A 15,975-nucleotide genomic window follows, 5' to 3' on the forward strand; every position below is an offset into this window, starting at 1 on the left:
GATGATCTTCGGGCGCTCGGCGAGGGCCTGCTCGCGCACCGCGTCGTAGTCGATCAGGCCGCTGTCAGCGCGCACGCCGTACTGCACGCCCCGGACCCCGTAGCCGGGCTCCGCCCGGCGCCCCCGGCCTGGGGCTCCGCCCCGGACCCCGAAGCGTGCCCGGCCCAGGCTGCGTGCATCGGCCGGCCAGGCCGGTGGTCAGCTTTCTGTGCGGTACATCAGGTCGACCTCGTGGGTGGTGAAGCCCAGGCCCTCGTATACCGCGAGTGCCGACGGGTTGTCCGCGTCCACGTACAGCATCGCCGTCGGCAGGCCCGCCGCCGCCAGGTGGCGGAGGCCGATGGCGGTCAGGGCCTTGCCCAGGCCGCCGCCCTGGGCGCCCGGGAGGACGCCGAGCACGTACACCTCGCCCAGCCGGTCCGCCGCGTGGATCTTCGTCCAGTGGAAGCCGACCAGCTCGCCCTCGCGTTCGGCGAGGAAGAAGCCCTCCGGGTCGAACCACGGCTGCGCCATCCGGTCGTCCAGGTCGCGCTGGGTCAGGGCGCCCTGCTCGGGGTGGTGGGCGAAGGCCGCCGCGTTGGCCGCGAGCCAGGCCGCGTCGTCCGCGCCCGGGATGAAAGTGCGGATCGTGACGCCCGGGGGGAGGGAGGGGATGGGGAGGGCCGTGGCGTCCGGGCCCAGCGGGCGGCGGAGCTGGCGCAGCTCGCGGAACAGGGTCAGCCCGAGGACCTGGGCGAGGTGGCGCGCGGCGGACTTGCCGCCGTGTGCCCACACCCGGATCCGCTTGCCGGTCTCCGCCAGCAGCGCCGAGCCGAGGGCCCGGCCGTGCCCGCGCCCCCGCAGCGCCGGATGGACGACGAGTTCCGCCGCCGGCGCCTCCACCGGGTCGGTGTCCTCCAGTTGCGCGTACCCGGCCAGCCGGCCGCCCTCGGTGAGGAGCAGGTGCCGGATGCCGGGGCGGCGCCCGCCGCGGAGCTGGAGCCGGCCCTGTTCCGAGACCGCGGTGGTGCCGTCCGTGCGCGCCGCATCCTCGATCAGGCCGAGTACCGCTTCGGCCTGCTCCTCCGTCAGTTCGTCGAGCGTCACAATCTGCCGTCCCGGCTCCACGGCCGCTGCTGCGTCAGTCATGCCACGAGCCTACGACCGTGGCCGGGCCGCCCGTCCGAACCTGCGCGTAACCAGCTCGCAACCCGCTACCCCCTGTCGCGCTACGCGCGTTGACCATAGGCTCGGGCACCTCCCATGTCGTTTCGCTGTCCGCAAAGGGGAACTGATGTCAGCGACACCACAACGGCGCCGCCGAGCCCGCCGGTTGGCCATTGCCGTCCTCGCCGTCTCGGCCGGGGCCGGCTCACTGGTCGCCGCCGCACTGCCGGCCGGTGCCGCCAGTGGTGGCGGTCAGGACAGCAGCCGTACGGTCGACGTGCAGCTGCTGTCCTTCAATGACCTCCACGGCACCCTGGAGCCCCCGCAGGGGTCCTCCGGCACCGTGACCGAGCGTCAGGCCGACGGAACCACCAAGGCGATACCCGCCGGTGGCGTCGAGTACCTGGCGACCAGCCTGCGTGAGGCCCGCAAGGGCAAGCAGTACACCGTCACCGCTGCTGCCGGTGACATGATCGGTGGCAGCCCGATGCTGTCCGGGCTCTTCCACGACGAGCCGTCCATCGAGGCCATGAACAAGATGGGCCTCGACGTCACCAGCGTCGGCAACCACGAGTTCGACGAGGGCCGCAACGAGCTGCGCCGCATGCAGTACGGCGGCTGCCACCCCGTCGAGGGCTGCTACGAGTTCGGGAAGACCTTCGAGGGGTCCTCCTTCAAGTACCTTGCCGCCAACGTCACGGACGACAAGACCAAGCGTCCGCTCCTTTCGCCCACCTTCGTGTGGAAGAAGGGGGACGTGAAGATCGGCTTCATCGGTGTGACCCTCGAGGGCACCCCGGACGTGGTCACCGCCGAGGGCGTCAAGGGCCTCAAGTTCGGTGACGAGGTCGAGACGATCAACAAGTACGCCGCCGAACTGAACCGGCAGGGCGTCAAGTCGATCGTCGCGCTGATCCACGAGGGCGGCCTGCCCGCCAGCGGCGCGTACAACTACGACTGCAACGTCCCGGGTGCGGGCGCCGGCGTCTCCGGTGCCATCGTCGACATCGCCAAGAATGTGGACCCGAAGGTCGACGCGCTGGTGACCGGCCACACCCACCAGGCGTACGCCTGCAACATCCCGGACCCGGCGGGCAACCCGCGTACGGTCACCTCGGCCGCCTCCATCGGCCGGCTGTACACCGAGACCACGCTGACCTACGACCGCAAGACCAAGGACGTCGTCCGTACGGCGGTCAAGTCGCCGGTGGCGGCCAACCACGTGGTGCACCGGGACCAGCCCAAGGCTCCGGACATGACCGAGCTGATCGGCCGCTGGAACGCGCTGGCCGCGCCGATCGCGAACCGTCCGCAGGGCTTCATCTCGGCGGACATCCAGGGCCGCGGCTCGGCGGAGTACGAGAAGCCGCTCGGCAGCCTGATCGCCGACGCGCAGCTGGAGGCGCTCGCCCCGGCCGACAAGGGCGGCGCGCAGCTGGCCCTGATGAACCCGGGCGGCATCCGCTCGGACCTGGCGTACAAGGCGGCCGGGGCCGAGGGCGACGGCGTGGTGACCTACGGCGAGGCCTTCACGGTGCAGCCGTTCACCAACATGATGAACGTGGTCGACCTGACCGGCGCCCAGCTGATCACCACGCTTCAGCAGCAGGTCAGCGGCCCGGTGAACGGGGTCAACCCGAAGATCCTCCAGGTCTCGAAGGGCTTCACCTACACCCTCGACACGACGAAGGCCGGCGCGGACCGGATCGTGGTCGACTCGGTGAAGCTGAACGGCCAGGCGATCGACCCGGCGAAGACCTACCGGGTGGCGATGAACGAGTTCCTGGCGGGCGGCGGTGACGGCTTCACCGTCCTGAAGGAGCACAAGAACAAGCTGGTGGGCGCGTCCGACCTGGACGTCTTCAACACCTACCTGGGCAAGCACTCCTCGGAGACGAACCCGATCGCGCCGCCGGCGGCCGGTCGGATCACCGTCATCAAGTAGGGCGGACCTGCAGATAAGCGTTTCCAAGGGGCGGCAGACCGGTTGGTCTGCCGCCCCTTCGGCGTCCGGTCCTGGCTCGGCTGTGGCTGATATACGCTGCGCTCACTTGTCTGGTTTTCGATTTTTTCAGCCCGGGGGGGGCACCCCGTATGACCAAGCAGTCCCGCACGCTCCTCGGCGGTGCGCTCCTTTCCGTGCTCGCCCTCGCGGTCGCCGTTCCCGGCGCCGGCGCCGTGCCGGGGGCCGCCCCTGCCGCTGCCGCCGCCGTCCCGGTCGGCCTGGGCCCGTGGGGGGCGCCCGCGCCGCTGGCCGGGGTCACCGCCGTCCTGGACCTGAAGTCGACCTCCGACGGCACCGCCGTCGGCGTCTTCCGGCAGGGTGGCCAGACCGTGGTCCGGATCCGTCCGGCGGGCGCCGGCACCTGGCAGCAGGCGGCGGGAGTGGCCCCCGGGCAGCTCCACCGCACGGACGACGGCGCGCTGACCCTGCTGTGGTCGGAGCCGGCCGCGGCCGGGAGCGGGCAGTCGACGGTGAAGCTGGCCCGGCTGGCCGCCGGCGCCACCGCCTTCGGTGCCGCCACGGAGGTCGTCACGACCACGATCGGCGGCGGCCTGACCTTCGCGGGCAATGCGGCGGGCCGTCAGGTCCTCGCGTGGATGGACGCGGACCGCCGGCTGACCGTCGTCGAGCGGTCCGCCCCGCAGGGCGCCTGGACGGCCCCGGTGCAGCTCGACCGGCTGCCGGAGCCGATCGTCCGGCCCGACAACGTCTACGACTACCGGCTCACCGAGCTGCGGGTCGCGGTGGCCGCCGACGGCGCCACGGCGCTGCTCTGGGGCGGCAACAGCCACTACACGGGCGACGGGGTCGACCCCGACGAGACCGCCTACCAGTGGCACTTCAAGGCGCTGGACAAGCCCGCCGGCGCCGGCGCGTGGAGCGCTCCGCGCGATCTCGCCGCCCAACTCGGCGACAAGCCCTCGAAGGTCACCCTCACGGCCCACCCGCAGGGCGGGTTCCAGCTGCTCTCCGGCCACGGTGGCTACTCCCGCAAGCCGGCCGGCGGCGACTGGGGCGCGGTGCAGGCCGTCGGCATCGGGGCGGCGGAACTGCTGACCGCTCCGGGCGGGGAGGTCACCGCCGTGGGCTGGATGTCCTCCGGGACCCTGGCGGTCTCGACCCTGGCCGCCTCCGGCGGTGCCTGGTCCGCTCCCCTGGTCCTCACCCAGAACGCGGTGGCGGACTCGCTGAGCGCCGTACGGTCGGCCGCCACCGGTCAGGTGGTCGTCACCTACGCGGAGAAGCGCTACGAGAGCAGCAAGCTCGTCCGCCAGGACCTCGTCACACGGACCCTGGGACGTGGCACCGCCTCCAAGCCCCGCACTCTCAACACCATGGCCGCGTCCACGGACAGCGCGGGCCGGGTGACCACCGACGCCAAGGGCGCCCCGGTGGCCGTGTGGACGGAGACCGCGCGGGCCGTGGAGGCCGGCGGGGCGGCTTCGGCGTACACCGCGACCACGGGCGCCCGGGCGCTGCCGAAGTGGCACGACTACGCCGACGACACCCGGGCGGACATCCTGGGCCTGGCCAAGAGCGGTGCCATGAACCTGGTCACCCAGGACGCGGCGAACGCGCCGCGCACCTACCAGGTGGGGACCTGGCCGGACGGCACCCGGGTCGTTCCGTTCGGCGACTTCGACGGGGACCGCTGCAACGACCTGATCGTGCGGCTGGCCACCGGCGAGGCCCGCCTCTACACGCCCGTCTGCGGCGGTGTGCCGAGGCCCGACTCGGCGTACAAGCGGCTGGCCACCGACTGGCGCAAGTACGACGTCCTGATCTCCTCCGGGGACCTCACCGGCGACAAGCGGCCGGACTTCCTGGCCCGCGACGCCGCGTCCGGCGACCTCTACCTGTACGCGCACGACGGCGCGTCGGGCTTCAAGGCCCGGGTGAAGATTGCCTCCGGTCTGACCGGCTACAAGCGGCTGATCGGCGCGGGCGACCTCAACGGCGACGGCATCGGCGACGTCCTCGCCATCGACACGTCGAACGAGCTCTGGCGGCTGAACGGCACGGGCACGGGCAAGCTCAAGGACCGGGTGCTGGTCTTCAAGGACTGGGGGACCTCCTACAAGGAGGTCATCGGCGCCGGGGACGTCAACGGCGACGGCAAGCAGGACCTGGTCTCCCTGGACACCTCCAACCGGGTCTGGCTGAACGCGGGGAACGGCACCGGCGGCTTCGCCAACCGGGTCGACACCCTGCAGGCGGCTGCCCTCTGGCAGGCCTGGGCGTCCCTCGGCTGATCTCTGCCACCACCTGGAGTCCCCCACCTTCCCTGGCCGGGAGGGTGGGGGACTTTCTGTGTTTCGGCGCGTTTTCGGCGCGTCTCAGAGGGTCTTCAGGAAGTCGCCGACCGCCGCGGCCAGGCCCGCCGGATCCTCGACCGGGACCACATGGCCGGTGTCGAGACCGGCGTACGAGGTCTTCGGGCGCGCGGCCGTCATCGCGTCGGCCAGCTCCTGGGGGAGGGCCTCGCTCCGCCGGCCGTGGACGAGGAGGGCCGGGCAGGAGCTGCCCAGCCAGGTCTGCCAGTGGTCGCCGCGGGCCGCTTCGACGGTGTCCAGGGTGTCCTGCGGGTGGAACGGCAGCCGCCAGCCGGTGTCCCCGGGCAGCGGGCGCAGTGCCGGGGCGACCACCGGGCCCCAGGTGCCGCAGGCGGTGATGAGCTCCTCCCGGGTGGGGGCCGTGTAGGGGACGCCGGCGAGGAAGCCCACCGGGTTCGGCGCGTCCTCCGGGAAGACGACCCCGGAGTCGATGACCACCAGGGCGGAGACCAGGTCGGGGCGCTCGGCGGCGAGGTGGAAGGCGTTGAGGCCGCCGAGGGAGTGCCCGATGACCGGGAGCGGGCTGAAGCCGAGGTATTCGAGCAGGGCCACGAGGTCGGCGAGGTAGCCGGCCCGGTCGTAGGCGGTGGCCCGGTCGGATTCGCCGTGGCCGCGCTGGTCGGGGGCGATGACCCGCCATCCGTCGCCGAGCCGGGCGGCGAGGTCGGCGTAGAGCAGGCCTTCGGAGAGGCCGCCGTGGAGGGCGAGCAGCGGGCGGCCGGCGCCGCCGAAGTCCAGGTAGGAGAGGGCGCGGCCGTCGATGGTGAGGGTGTGGCGGAGGTGGGCGGAGGCGGCGGCTGCCGCGACGGCCGCGTCGCGGACCTGGTCGGTACCGGTCATGACGGTGATCTCCCCTCGGTCGGCCGACGGGCGGAGTGCCTCGGCGGCTCTTCCTTCACCGTAGGAGATCTTGCTCGCTTGCACAAGACTGCCGTATAGATCGGCCGATCTATACGGCCGTATGGATCTGTGGGGTGGGGCATACGATCCCCGCATGGGAAATCGCGAGGATCTGCTGGCCGGGGCGCGTCGCTGCCTGGAGGAGAAGGGGTATCTGCGGACGACCGTCCGGGACATCGCCGCCGCGGCCGGCGTCAGCAGTGCTGCCATCGGCTACCACTTCGGGTCCCGCGAGGCGCTGCTCAACCAGGCGCTGTTCGCTGCGCTCGACGAGTGGGGTGCGGAGGTCGGCAGCCTGAGCGGGGTGGGGGACAGCGCGGAGGAGCGGTACGCCGACGTGTGGACCCGTAAGATCCGCTCCTTCTCGGAGCAGCGCTGGCTCTGGACGGCCTCGGTGGAGGGGTTCCTGCACGCACAGACCTCGCCGGAGATGCTGGCGATCCTGGCGGCCGGGCAGCGGGCCAGCCGCCGGCAGATCGCGGCCAAGCTGCGCGGGGTGCCGGAGGCGGAGGTGGCCGAGGCCGATGTGCGCGGGCTCGGATCGGTGCAGATGGCGCTGCTGACCGGGGTGATGACGCAGTGGCTCACCGATCCGGAGCAGGCCCCGGACGGGCGGGAGCTGGTCGCCGGGCTGCGCGGGCTGGCCGATCTGCTGGAGGATCCTGCGGGGCGGCCCGGGCCCCAACTCGGCTCTACCGATGGGTAGTTATTTCTGACCTGTGCACGCCATAATCCGGCTGACGCGGCAGCCGGCGAAGGGGCGGGCACGGGCATGGCACTGGACAGGCGGACCTTTCTGGTCGGCGCACTGACGGCGGGCGCTGCCATCACCGGGCTCGGGGCGGCCACCGCCCCGGCGACCGCGGCGGCCCTCGGCACCCGGGACTGGATGGCGGCACTCCCCGACGGCACCGCCCTGCAGCGGATGACCATCCCGGGCACTCACGATTCCGGCGCGCTCCACGGCGGCCTGTACGTGGCCTGCCAGAACATCGGCATCGGCCCGCAGCTCGACGCCGGGATCCGCTTCCTGGACGTCCGCTGCCGGGTGACCGGCGGCTCCTTCGCCATCCACCACGGGTCCTTCTACCAGCACCTGATGTTCGGCGACGTGCTCGTCTCCTGCGCCAACTTCCTGGCCGCCCACCCCACCGAGACCATCCTGATGCGGGTCAAGCAGGAGTACTCGGGCGAGAGCGACGCGACCTTCCGGGCCGTCTTCGACGACTACCTGGACCACCGCGGCTGGCGCCCGCTCTTCCACATCGGCTCCGCCCTGCCGGCCCTCGGCCAGGCCCGGGGCAAGGTGGTCCTGCTCGCCGACAACGGCGGACTGCCGGGCATCCGGTACGGCGACGGCACGCACTTCGACATCCAGGACGACTGGAACGCCGAGCCCTTCGCCAAGCGGGGCCGGATCGAGGGCCACTTCCGCAAGGCCGTCCAGCAGCCCGGCAAGCTGTTCGTCAACTACGTCTCCACGTCCGCCTACATGCCGCCGCGCTGGAACGCCGACCGCCTCAACCCGCAGATCCACTCCTTCGTGGCCGGCGCGGAGATGGCCGGCCGGACCGGTCTCGGGGTCGTCCCCATGGACTTCCCCAACACCCGCGGCGGGTTCATCGAGTCACTGCTCGCGCACAACCCCGTCTGAGGGAGCCCCGGGCGGCGGAGTCGGCGCGCCCGGGATGCGGAGCACCGCCTCCGTGCCCGGACCGCCGTCGGCCGCCGCCCGCAGCTCGGCCGTGCCGCCCGCCCGGCGCACCGTACGGTCCACGATCGACAGGCCCAGCCCGCTGCCGGGCAGGGCCCGGGCGGTGGGCGAACGCCAGAACCGCTCGAACACATGCGGAAGTTCCTCGGCCGGGATCCCCGGACCGTGATCGCGTACGGTCAGCTCGCCGGCCCGCAGCGCCACCTGGACCGAGCCGCCCGGCGGGCTGAACTTCACCGCGTTGTCGAGCACGTTCATCACCGCCCGCTCCAGCGCGGCGGCCTCGCCCCGGACGTACCAGGGCCGGATCTCGGAGCCGAAGCTCAGCTCCGGCCCGCGCAGCCGGGCCCGGGACAGCGCGGTCTCGGCGATCTCGTGCAGCGCCACCACCTGGAGCGGCCCGGGAAGGGCCGCATCCGGCCGGGACAGCTCCTGGAGATCCCCGATGAGCGAGGCCAGTTCGGTCATCTGCGCCTTCACCGAGGCCAGCAGCTCCCGCCGGTCCTGGGGCGGGATGGCCCGGCCGGTCTCCTCGCTGCGGGCGAGCAGTTCGATGTTCGTCCGCAGCGAGGTCAGCGGGGTGCGGAGCTCGTGCCCGGCGTCGGCGATCAGCTGGGCCTGCCGGTCCCGGGAGGAGGCGAGGGCCGCGGTCATCGAGTTGAAGGAGCGGGAGAGCCGGGCGATCTCGTCGTCACCCTCGTCGGGGATCCGTACGGTCAGGTCCTCGGTCCGGGCGATGTGCTCCACGGCGCCGGTCAGCTCGTCGACGGGCTGCAGGCCGGTCCGCGCGACCACGAGCCCGGCGGCCCCGGCGCCGACCGCGCCGATGCCGCTGACCAGGAGGAGCACCCAGGCCAGGGTGGAGAGCGGCTTGTCGATGTCGGCCAGCGGCTTGGCCACGGCGAGGGCCACCCGCTGGGTGTCGACGAGCGCCGGCTGGCTGTAGACCCGCACCCGGTCCCCGTCGACGGTCGTGGAGTCGTACAGCGTCGCGCCGCGTTCCCCGCTCGCGATCTCCTTCTCGATCCGGGTCACCGGGAGGGTCTCCCGGCCGTCCAGCCAGCAGTGGTTGCCGTCGGCCAGGTTGATCTGCACGATCGCGTTGAGGTTGCTGACGAACTGGCCGCTCCCGACCGGCGGGCTGGGCAGGCAGCCCAGCCGGAGCACCTTGGCCTGCTCCCGGGCGTCGGTGGAGCGCAGCGAGGCGTCGAGCTGGTCGCGGAGCTGGGTGCGGACCATGAACCAGGCGACGGTCGCCACGGCCGCCACGGCCACCGCCACGGCCACCGCCACCAGCAGCGCGAGCCGGCCGCGCAGCGGCAGCGCGCGGAATCTGGCGCGGATTCCGGCCGCCGGGCTCACTCGGGGGTCCCGCTCTCGCCGGCCCGCAGGACGTAGCCCACCCCGCGCACGGTGTGGACCAGGCGCGGCTCGCCGCCCGCCTCGGTCTTCCGGCGCAGGTACATCACGTACACGTCGAGGGAGTTGGAGCTGGGCTCGAAGTCGAAGCCCCAGACGGTCTTGAGGATCTGCTCGCGGGTCAGGACCTGGCGGGGGTGCGCGAGGAACATCTCCAGCAGGGTGAACTCGGTGCGGGTCAGCTCCACCGGGCGGCCGTTGCGGGTGACCTCGCGGGTGGCGAGGTCCATCCGGAGGTCGCCGAAGGCCATGCTGTCCTCGGCGGCCTCCGCGGCGGCTGCGGTACGGGCGGCGTAGGCGCTGCGCCGCAGCAGGGCGCGGACCCGGGCGAAGAGCTCGTCCAGCTCGAAGGGCTTGACCAGGTAGTCGTCGGCGCCGGCGTCGAGGCCGGTGACGCGGTCGCCGACGGTGTCGCGGGCGGTCAGCATCAGGACCGGGGTGACCGAACCGGCGGCGCGCAGCCGGCGGGCGGCGGTCAGGCCGTCCATGCGGGGCATCTGGATGTCGAGCACGATCAGGTCCGGTTCGTACGCGGCTGCCTTGTCGAGGGCGTCGAGGCCGTCGACGGCGGTTTCGGTGCCGTACCCCTCGAAGGCGAGGCTGCGGCGCAGGGCCTCCCGGACGGCGGGTTCGTCGTCGACGATGAGGACCCGCTGCGGGTCGCCTTCGGCGGGATTCACGGTGGCCCCCTGTGTGTGGCGTGGTCGGTCGGCTGTGCGGACGTACGACGGGGCGGCGGCTGCCGTCCGGGGCCGCCGCCGTCGTCCGTTCCAGCGTCGCACGCCACCGGGGCGGGGCGGGGCCCCGGGCGCCCCGGCGCCTAGAAGCCGGTGCCCCAGCCGGTCGACCCGGAGCCGGAGCTCGAGCCCGAGCCCGAGTCCGAGCCGGTGCCCGCTCCGCCCGCTCCGCCTGCTCGGAGCGAGTCCAGGTCGGCCTTGATCGTGTTGACCGGGATCGCGAAGCCGAGGCCGACGCTGCCGGCCTTGGAGCTGTCGCCGGCCGGCGAGTAGATGGCCGAGGGCATCCCCACGATCTCGCCGTTCAGGTTGACCAGCGCGCCGCCCGAGTTGCCCGGGTTGAGGGCGGCGTCGGTCTGGATCGCCTTGTACGAGGTGGTGTCGCTGCCGGTGTTGCCGTTGAACTGCTGCCCCTCGAAGGAGAACGGCCAGCCGCCTCGCGGCTGCTGCTGCGGGGTCTGTGACTTGGGCACGTTCACCTCGCGGTCCAGGGCCGAGACGATGCCGCTGGTGACGGTGCCGGTCAGCTGGTCGGGGGAGCCGATGGCGACCACCTGCTCGCCGACCTTGAGCCGGCCGGAGTCGCCCAGCTTGGCCGGCTTGAGGCCGCTCGCACCCTCCAGCTTGATCAGCGCCAGATCCTTGTCCGGATCGGTGCCGACGGTCTTCGCCTTGTACTTCTTGCCGTCGCTGGTCGTCACCTGGATCTCGGAGGCCCCGTTGATCACGTGGTTGTTGGTGGCGATCTCGCCGTCGGCGGTGAGGATGAAGCCGGAGCCAGTGCCCTGGCCGCTTCCGGTGCGGGTGTCGATCCGTACGACGGAGGGGCTGACCTGTTCGGCGACGCCCGAGACGGTGCCGTTCGAGGACTGGGAGATGGGGCTGCCGGCGAAGCCGCTGCCGGGGCCGGAGGTGCCGCCCGTCAGCTGCTGCACGGCCGCGGCAGTGCCGCCGCCGACCAGCGCGGCGACGATGGCCACCGCGGCCAGCAGGGCGACCGGCTTCTTGGCGCGGGCGGCGTGCGCGGGGGCCGCGGGCGCGGCCGGCGGCTGGTGTGCCTCGTGCCAGCCGGGGGCGGCGGGCGGCGGCCCGACGGGCGGCGGCGGGTACCAGCCGCCGGGCTGGGACGGGCGGTTCTCCTCGGGGTACCCGCCTTCGCGGCGGTGGCTCTCGGTCATGACCACGACTCTGGCCGCCGATGATGAGAGCTTCCTGAGCGCAGGCTGAGAAGCCCGACAGAACCGCGTATGCCCCATATAAGGCCGTCAGCGGAAGGGCGCGGCCCACCGGGGTCCGGGGCGCAGCCCCAATGCGGGGTCCGGGGCGGAGCCCCGGTTTCGGGAAGGGGCGGGGTGGGGGAAAGCGCCGCGCAGCGGGCCCGGCCCCCGGGCAGGCCCCTGGGCCCCGGGCCGGGCCCTGGGCAGCGGGCCGGCCGGCCGCCGGGCCTGGCCCGCTTCGGATTGGCCCGGCTCCGCGGAGCGTTACGCGCAGCCGCAGCTGCGGCGGATGACCAGGGCCGAGGGGAACTGCTTCAGGCGTTCGCGGCGCGAGCCCGCCACCCGCAGCGCATCGTCCAGCACCAGGTCCACCGCGGCCCGCGCCATCGCCGGCCGGTCCGAGGCGATCGTCGTCAGCGGCGGGTCGGTCAGCGCCGCTTCCTTCACGTCGTCGAAGCCCGCCACCGCCAGCTCCGTCGGCACGTCGATACGGAGCTCCCGCGCCGCCCGCAGCACCCCGATCGCCTGGTCGTCCGTAGCGCAGAAGATGGCCGGCGGCCGGTCCGGGCCCGCCAGGACCTCCAGTGCCACCCGGTACGCGTCGTAGCGGTTGTACGGGGCCTCGAACAGCCGGCCCTCGACGGACCGGCCGGATTCCAGCATGGCCCGCCGCCAGCCCTCCACGTGGTCGGCGACCGGGTCGCCCACCGACGGGGTGTTCTCGATGCCGCCGATACAGGCGACGTACGCGTGCCCGTGCTCCAGCAGGTGCCGGGTGGCGAGCTGAGCGCCGCCGATGTCGTCCGTCACCACCGCGACGTCGTCGATCGCCTCCGGGCGCTCGTGCAGCAGCACCACCCGCGCGTCCCACGCCTCGATCTCGCTGGCCGCCTGCTCGCTCATGCCCTGGCTGACCAGGATCAGTCCGGAGACCCGCATGCCGAGGAAGGCCCGCAGGTAGTGGACCTCGCGCTCGGTGCGGTAGTCGGAGTTGCCGACCAGGACCATCTTTCCGCGCTCGGCGGCGGCCTGCTCGACCGCGTGCGCCATCTCCGCGAAGAACGGCTGCCGCGCATCGGGGACGATCATGCCTATGAGGTCCGTGCGGCGCGAGGCCATGGCCTGGGCGACCCGGTCGGGCCGGTACCCCAGGTCCTTGATCGCGGCGAGGACACGCTCGCGCGTGGCCGGGGCAACCGGCCTGGGTCCGTTGTTGATGACATACGAAACGACGGCGGTGGAAGTACCCGCCAGTCGTGCTACGTCATCCCGCGTCACCTTGGCCACGCGCGGCAGTCTACGCGGGGTGACCTACCTCTGGGCAGGGCGTCCTGCGGACTGTGCCCCCACCGTCCCGTCCAGTGCGGTGTCCGCCATCCGGGGGACGGCGGCCGATCCCTCCGCCGCGGCTGTCTTACGGGCCTCCTCGGCGGCCCGCTCCACCTTCTCCGGCGTGACGAAGCGGTAGCCGACGTTCCGGACGGTGCCGATCAGCGACTCGTGCTCGGGGCCGAGTTTCGCTCGCAGCCGCCGTACGTGGACGTCCACCGTCCGGGTGCCGCCGAAGTAGTCGTAGCCCCAGACCTCCTGCAGGAGCTGGGCCCGGGTGAAGACCCGGCCCGGGTGCTGCGCCAGGTACTTCAGCAGCTCGAACTCCTTGAAGGTCAGGTCCAGCACCCGGCCCTTGAGCTTCGCCGAGTACGTCGCCTCGTCGACCGACAGGTCGCCGTTGCGGATCTCCATCGGGGAGTCGTCCGAGCCGAGCTGCTGCCGCCCGGTCGCCAGCCGCAGCCGTGCCTCCACCTCCGCGGGACCCGCAGTGTCCAGCAGTACGTCGTCGATGCCCCAGTCGGCGGTGACGGCCGCCAGGCCGCCCTCCGTCACCACGAGGATCAGCGGGCAGCCCGGCCCGGTGGAGCGGAGCAGCTGGCAGAGGGAGCGCACCTGCGGAAGGTCGCGCCGGCCGTCGACGAGGATCACGTCGGCGCCGGGGGTGTCCACCAGGGCCGGGCCCTCCGCGGGCGCGACGCGCACGCTGTGGAGCAGCAGTCCGAGGGCGGGCAGCACCTCGGTGGACGGCTGCAGGGCGTTGGTCAGCAGCAGCAGGGAGCTCATCGCGACGACCTCCCGGCGGGGGTGGTCGTGCGTTCGTGCAGGAATGGCTGGCCCATCACGTCGGTTCCTCCTCGGTCCCGTCGAGGACGTGCTCTGTACGGGTTGCGGACCCCGCGCCCTGAGGCCCGCATCGATTCCACTGTTCGCACTGTGTTCAACGTGCAGAAAGCACAAAAGGACCCGGGGGGCTACGTTGCCCGGATCCTCTTCCCCGCCAGAATAGCCCGCCGGGCCATTCCGGGCCGAGGGCGCCTGACACACGAGTTCTGTGGTTCGTACCACCACGCGCCGCAGGCCGGGTGTGGGGTATGCCCGGTTTCACCGGATCGGTGGACCCCCACTCGGTATCCGAAGGCGCACAGGGGGCGCGCAAAGGCACGCCGTGGCGGGCGACCCGAGGCGTCATCATGGAGGCCGACGGTACGGAGCCGACGAAAGGAGCTGCAGTGGCAGCGGGAACCATCCGCTACTGGGCGGCGGCGAAGGCCGCGGCCGGGACGGCGGAGGAGCCGTACGCGGCGGAAACACTGGCAGAGGCGCTCGACGCGGTGCGCTCCGCGCACCCCGGGGAGCTGACCCGGGTGCTGCAGCGCTGCTCCTTCCTGGTGGACGAGCAGCCGGTGGGCACGCGCAGTCATGACGGCGTCCGGCTGACCGAGGGCGGCACCGTCGAGGTCCTGCCGCCGTTCGCGGGCGGGTGACCGGCACCCCATGAGCACTCCCGAGAACCAGCACCAGCAGCACCCGCAGCATCCCCAGGACCCGCAGGCCGGGCCGTATCCGCAGCAGCACGCGCAGCCTCCGCTGCCGCAGGATCCGTACGCCACCCAGACCTGGCAGACGGACACCTGGGACACCACCTACCAGCCCTCGCTGGGCGCGGTGCCCGGCCAGGGCAGCCAGCCGCTCGCGGCCCCGGACAACTGGTTCCGGGAGGAGCAGGACCCGATGGCGCAGCACGCGCAGCCCTCCTGGGCGGAGCCGCAGCCGCAGCCGCAGCCGCCGGTGGCCGAGCAGGCGTACCACCAGCCGTACCCCGCGCAGCCCGAGCCGCAGCCGTACGCCTCGCAGCCGTACCCGGCCGACGGCCCGGTGCAGCCCGGGCCGGCCGGAGCCTGGGACCCGGGGCCGGTGGCCCCCGAGGGCTGGTTCCGGGACGAGGCACCCGCACAGCTGCCGCAGCAGGCAGCGCCCGCGGCGGAGACGGCCTATCTGCCCCCGTACCCGGGCCCGGCCGCGCCGGCCGCGGCCGACCCCGCCGAGACCGCGTACCTCCCGCCGTACCCGGGCCCGAGCGCCGAGCCGGCCGCCCGCGCCGCCCACGCCCGCCCTGCCGACCCCGCCGAGACCGCATACCTCCCGCCGTACCCGGGTCCGGCCGCCGAGCCGGCCGGCCCTGCCCGCCACGCCCGCCCTGCCGACCCGGCCGAGACCGCGTACCTGCCGCCGTACCCGGGTCCGGCCGCCGAGCCGGCCGATCCTGCCCGCCACGCCCGCCCTGCCGACCCCGCCGAGACTGCGTACCTCCCGCCCTACCCGGGCCCGGGCGCCGGGGTCGCCCCCGCGCAGCCGGCCGCCGAGGCCTCCCCCGAGGCGTACTCCAGCCCCACCCTCGCCGGCACCACCCGCATAAGGGACCCGCGGCAGGCCCGCGCCGAGGGGCGGTCGCCGATCATCGACCCCGGCCCGCAGGCCGCCCTCGTCACCGCCGCCCTCGGCGCCCTCCTGGCCGGCGCCGCCGCCATCGCGGACCTCGCCCTGCTGGTGCCGCTCATCGCCCTGCAGGCCCTCACCGCGGCCGGCTGGTTCCGGCTCAACGGCATGTGGCCGGCCCGCCAGGGCATCGCCCTCGCCTTCGCCGGGGCCGTCACGGCGGACATCGCCGTGCTCGCCGTCGACGAGACGTACCGCCCGGGCGCGATCATCGGCACGCTCGGCGCCTGGGTGCTGCTCACCCTGGTCCTCCAGCTGCGCAGCCACGCCGAGCCCGACGAGCGCATGTACGGCCTGATGGCCTCCGTAGCCTCCGCCGCCCTCGCCATCGTCTGCGCCGGCTACCTGGCCGCCGATTCCGCCGCCGTGACGGTCGGCGCGGCTGCCGTCGCGGTGGCCGTGTTCACCCGCGCGCTGCCGCTGCCGGCCGCCCCTTCCGTGGCCGTCTCGCTGGCCGCGGCGGCCGGGGCCGGCATCGCGGTCGGCGGTCTGACCGCGATCGGCGCCGGCGGGGCCCTGGTCGGGCTGGGCGCCGGGGTGTGCGCGCTGATCGGGCTGCGGGTGGCGGCGTACGACTACCCCTCCCGGTTCGTCCACATGACCGCCGGAGTGGCGCTGCCGCTGGCCGCCGCCGCCCCCGCGATCTATCTCATGGGACGCGTGGTGAACTAGCCGT

The 15,975-nt window shown here is 73.3% G+C and carries 13 protein-coding genes; 6 read left to right on the forward strand and 7 right to left on the reverse strand.

Features of this window, described 5'->3' with window-relative positions:
- Positions 1-198 precede the first annotated feature (198 nt).
- On the reverse strand, positions 199-1,128 hold the full coding sequence (gene mshD, locus ABT123_RS26580; protein ID WP_351319097.1) for a mycothiol synthase: 930 nt from the start codon (positions 1,126-1,128) through the stop codon (positions 199-201).
- A 145-nt stretch (positions 1,129-1,273) separates the two neighbouring features.
- Between mshD and ABT123_RS26585 the strand changes: the two genes are divergently transcribed.
- The gene (locus ABT123_RS26585) at positions 1,274-3,091 is read left to right on the forward strand and encodes a bifunctional metallophosphatase/5'-nucleotidase (protein ID WP_351319099.1); all 1,818 of its coding nucleotides are present in this window, start codon (positions 1,274-1,276) and stop codon (positions 3,089-3,091) included.
- 149 nt (positions 3,092-3,240) lie between these two features.
- Complete coding sequence (locus tag ABT123_RS26590) at positions 3,241-5,403, forward strand: FG-GAP repeat domain-containing protein (protein ID WP_351319101.1); 2,163 nt, start codon at positions 3,241-3,243, stop codon at positions 5,401-5,403.
- An 84-nt stretch (positions 5,404-5,487) separates the two neighbouring features.
- Here the strand turns inward: ABT123_RS26590 and ABT123_RS26595 are convergent, their stop codons facing one another.
- Positions 5,488-6,324 carry an alpha/beta fold hydrolase gene (locus ABT123_RS26595; RefSeq protein WP_351319103.1) on the reverse strand — a complete coding sequence of 279 codons (837 nt, stop codon included), beginning with the start codon at positions 6,322-6,324 and terminating at the stop codon, positions 5,488-5,490.
- A 154-nt stretch (positions 6,325-6,478) separates the two neighbouring features.
- Between ABT123_RS26595 and ABT123_RS26600 the strand changes: the two genes are divergently transcribed.
- Positions 6,479-7,090, forward strand: coding sequence for a TetR/AcrR family transcriptional regulator (locus ABT123_RS26600; protein ID WP_351319105.1), 612 nt, complete (start codon positions 6,479-6,481; stop codon positions 7,088-7,090).
- Between the two features lie 66 nt (positions 7,091-7,156).
- Entirely contained in the window at positions 7,157-8,038 is an 882-nt protein-coding gene (locus ABT123_RS26605) for a phosphatidylinositol-specific phospholipase C (RefSeq protein WP_351319107.1), read from the forward strand.
- Here ABT123_RS26605 and ABT123_RS26610 read toward each other — a convergent pair.
- The 5 genes from ABT123_RS26610 to ABT123_RS26630 all read right to left on the reverse strand — a co-directional run bounded on the left by ABT123_RS26610 (position 8,012) and on the right by ABT123_RS26630 (position 13,586).
- On the reverse strand, positions 8,012-9,460 hold the full coding sequence (locus ABT123_RS26610) for a sensor histidine kinase (protein WP_351319109.1): 1,449 nt from the start codon (positions 9,458-9,460) through the stop codon (positions 8,012-8,014). The genes ABT123_RS26605 and ABT123_RS26610 overlap by 27 nt on opposite strands.
- A complete protein-coding gene (locus ABT123_RS26615) occupies positions 9,457-10,197 on the reverse strand; it encodes a response regulator transcription factor (protein WP_351319111.1) in 741 nt (246 codons plus the stop codon). The genes ABT123_RS26610 and ABT123_RS26615 overlap by 4 nt, the downstream gene beginning before the upstream one ends.
- 140 nt (positions 10,198-10,337) lie before the next feature.
- Positions 10,338-11,432 carry a S1C family serine protease gene (locus ABT123_RS26620; protein ID WP_351319113.1) on the reverse strand — a complete coding sequence of 365 codons (1,095 nt, stop codon included), beginning with the start codon at positions 11,430-11,432 and terminating at the stop codon, positions 10,338-10,340.
- Positions 11,433-11,735: 303 nt separating this feature from the next.
- Positions 11,736-12,758 carry a LacI family DNA-binding transcriptional regulator gene (locus ABT123_RS26625; protein ID WP_351319115.1) on the reverse strand — a complete coding sequence of 341 codons (1,023 nt, stop codon included), beginning with the start codon at positions 12,756-12,758 and terminating at the stop codon, positions 11,736-11,738.
- A 24-nt stretch (positions 12,759-12,782) separates the two neighbouring features.
- Positions 12,783-13,586: a winged helix-turn-helix transcriptional regulator gene (locus tag ABT123_RS26630; RefSeq protein ID WP_351319117.1), complete on the reverse strand. Its 804-nt coding sequence runs from the start codon at positions 13,584-13,586 to the stop codon at positions 12,783-12,785.
- A 446-nt stretch (positions 13,587-14,032) separates the two neighbouring features.
- Here ABT123_RS26630 and ABT123_RS26635 point away from each other — a divergent pair, with 446 nt between their 5' ends.
- Both ABT123_RS26635 and ABT123_RS26640 read left to right on the forward strand, forming a co-directional pair.
- Entirely contained in the window at positions 14,033-14,287 is a 255-nt protein-coding gene (locus ABT123_RS26635; protein ID WP_351319119.1) for a MoaD/ThiS family protein, read from the forward strand.
- 10 nt (positions 14,288-14,297) lie between these two features.
- Entirely contained in the window at positions 14,298-15,971 is a 1,674-nt protein-coding gene (locus ABT123_RS26640) for a hypothetical protein (RefSeq protein WP_351319121.1), read from the forward strand.
- Positions 15,972-15,975: the final 4 nt, after the last annotated feature.

Origin of the sequence: Streptomyces sp. NPDC002054, from assembly GCF_040296685.1 — a bacterium.
GTDB lineage: Bacteria > Actinomycetota > Actinomycetes > Streptomycetales > Streptomycetaceae > Streptomyces.

What these genes read in the sequence shown, in the direction of transcription:
- mshD (WP_351319097.1), bottom strand. Translation starts at nt 1,128, where the DNA reads ATGACTGACGCAGCAGCGGCCGTGGAGCCGGGACGGCAGATTGTGACG.
- ABT123_RS26585 (WP_351319099.1), top strand. Translation starts at nt 1,274, where the DNA reads ATGTCAGCGACACCACAACGGCGCCGCCGAGCCCGCCGGTTGGCCATT.
- ABT123_RS26590 (WP_351319101.1), top strand. Translation starts at nt 3,241, where the DNA reads ATGACCAAGCAGTCCCGCACGCTCCTCGGCGGTGCGCTCCTTTCCGTG.
- ABT123_RS26595 (WP_351319103.1), bottom strand. Translation starts at nt 6,324, where the DNA reads ATGACCGGTACCGACCAGGTCCGCGACGCGGCCGTCGCGGCAGCCGCC.
- ABT123_RS26600 (WP_351319105.1), top strand. Translation starts at nt 6,479, where the DNA reads ATGGGAAATCGCGAGGATCTGCTGGCCGGGGCGCGTCGCTGCCTGGAG.
- ABT123_RS26605 (WP_351319107.1), top strand. Translation starts at nt 7,157, where the DNA reads ATGGCACTGGACAGGCGGACCTTTCTGGTCGGCGCACTGACGGCGGGC.
- ABT123_RS26620 (WP_351319113.1), bottom strand. Translation starts at nt 11,432, where the DNA reads ATGACCGAGAGCCACCGCCGCGAAGGCGGGTACCCCGAGGAGAACCGC.
- ABT123_RS26630 (WP_351319117.1), bottom strand. Translation starts at nt 13,586, where the DNA reads ATGAGCTCCCTGCTGCTGCTGACCAACGCCCTGCAGCCGTCCACCGAG.
- ABT123_RS26640 (WP_351319121.1), top strand. Translation starts at nt 14,298, where the DNA reads ATGAGCACTCCCGAGAACCAGCACCAGCAGCACCCGCAGCATCCCCAG.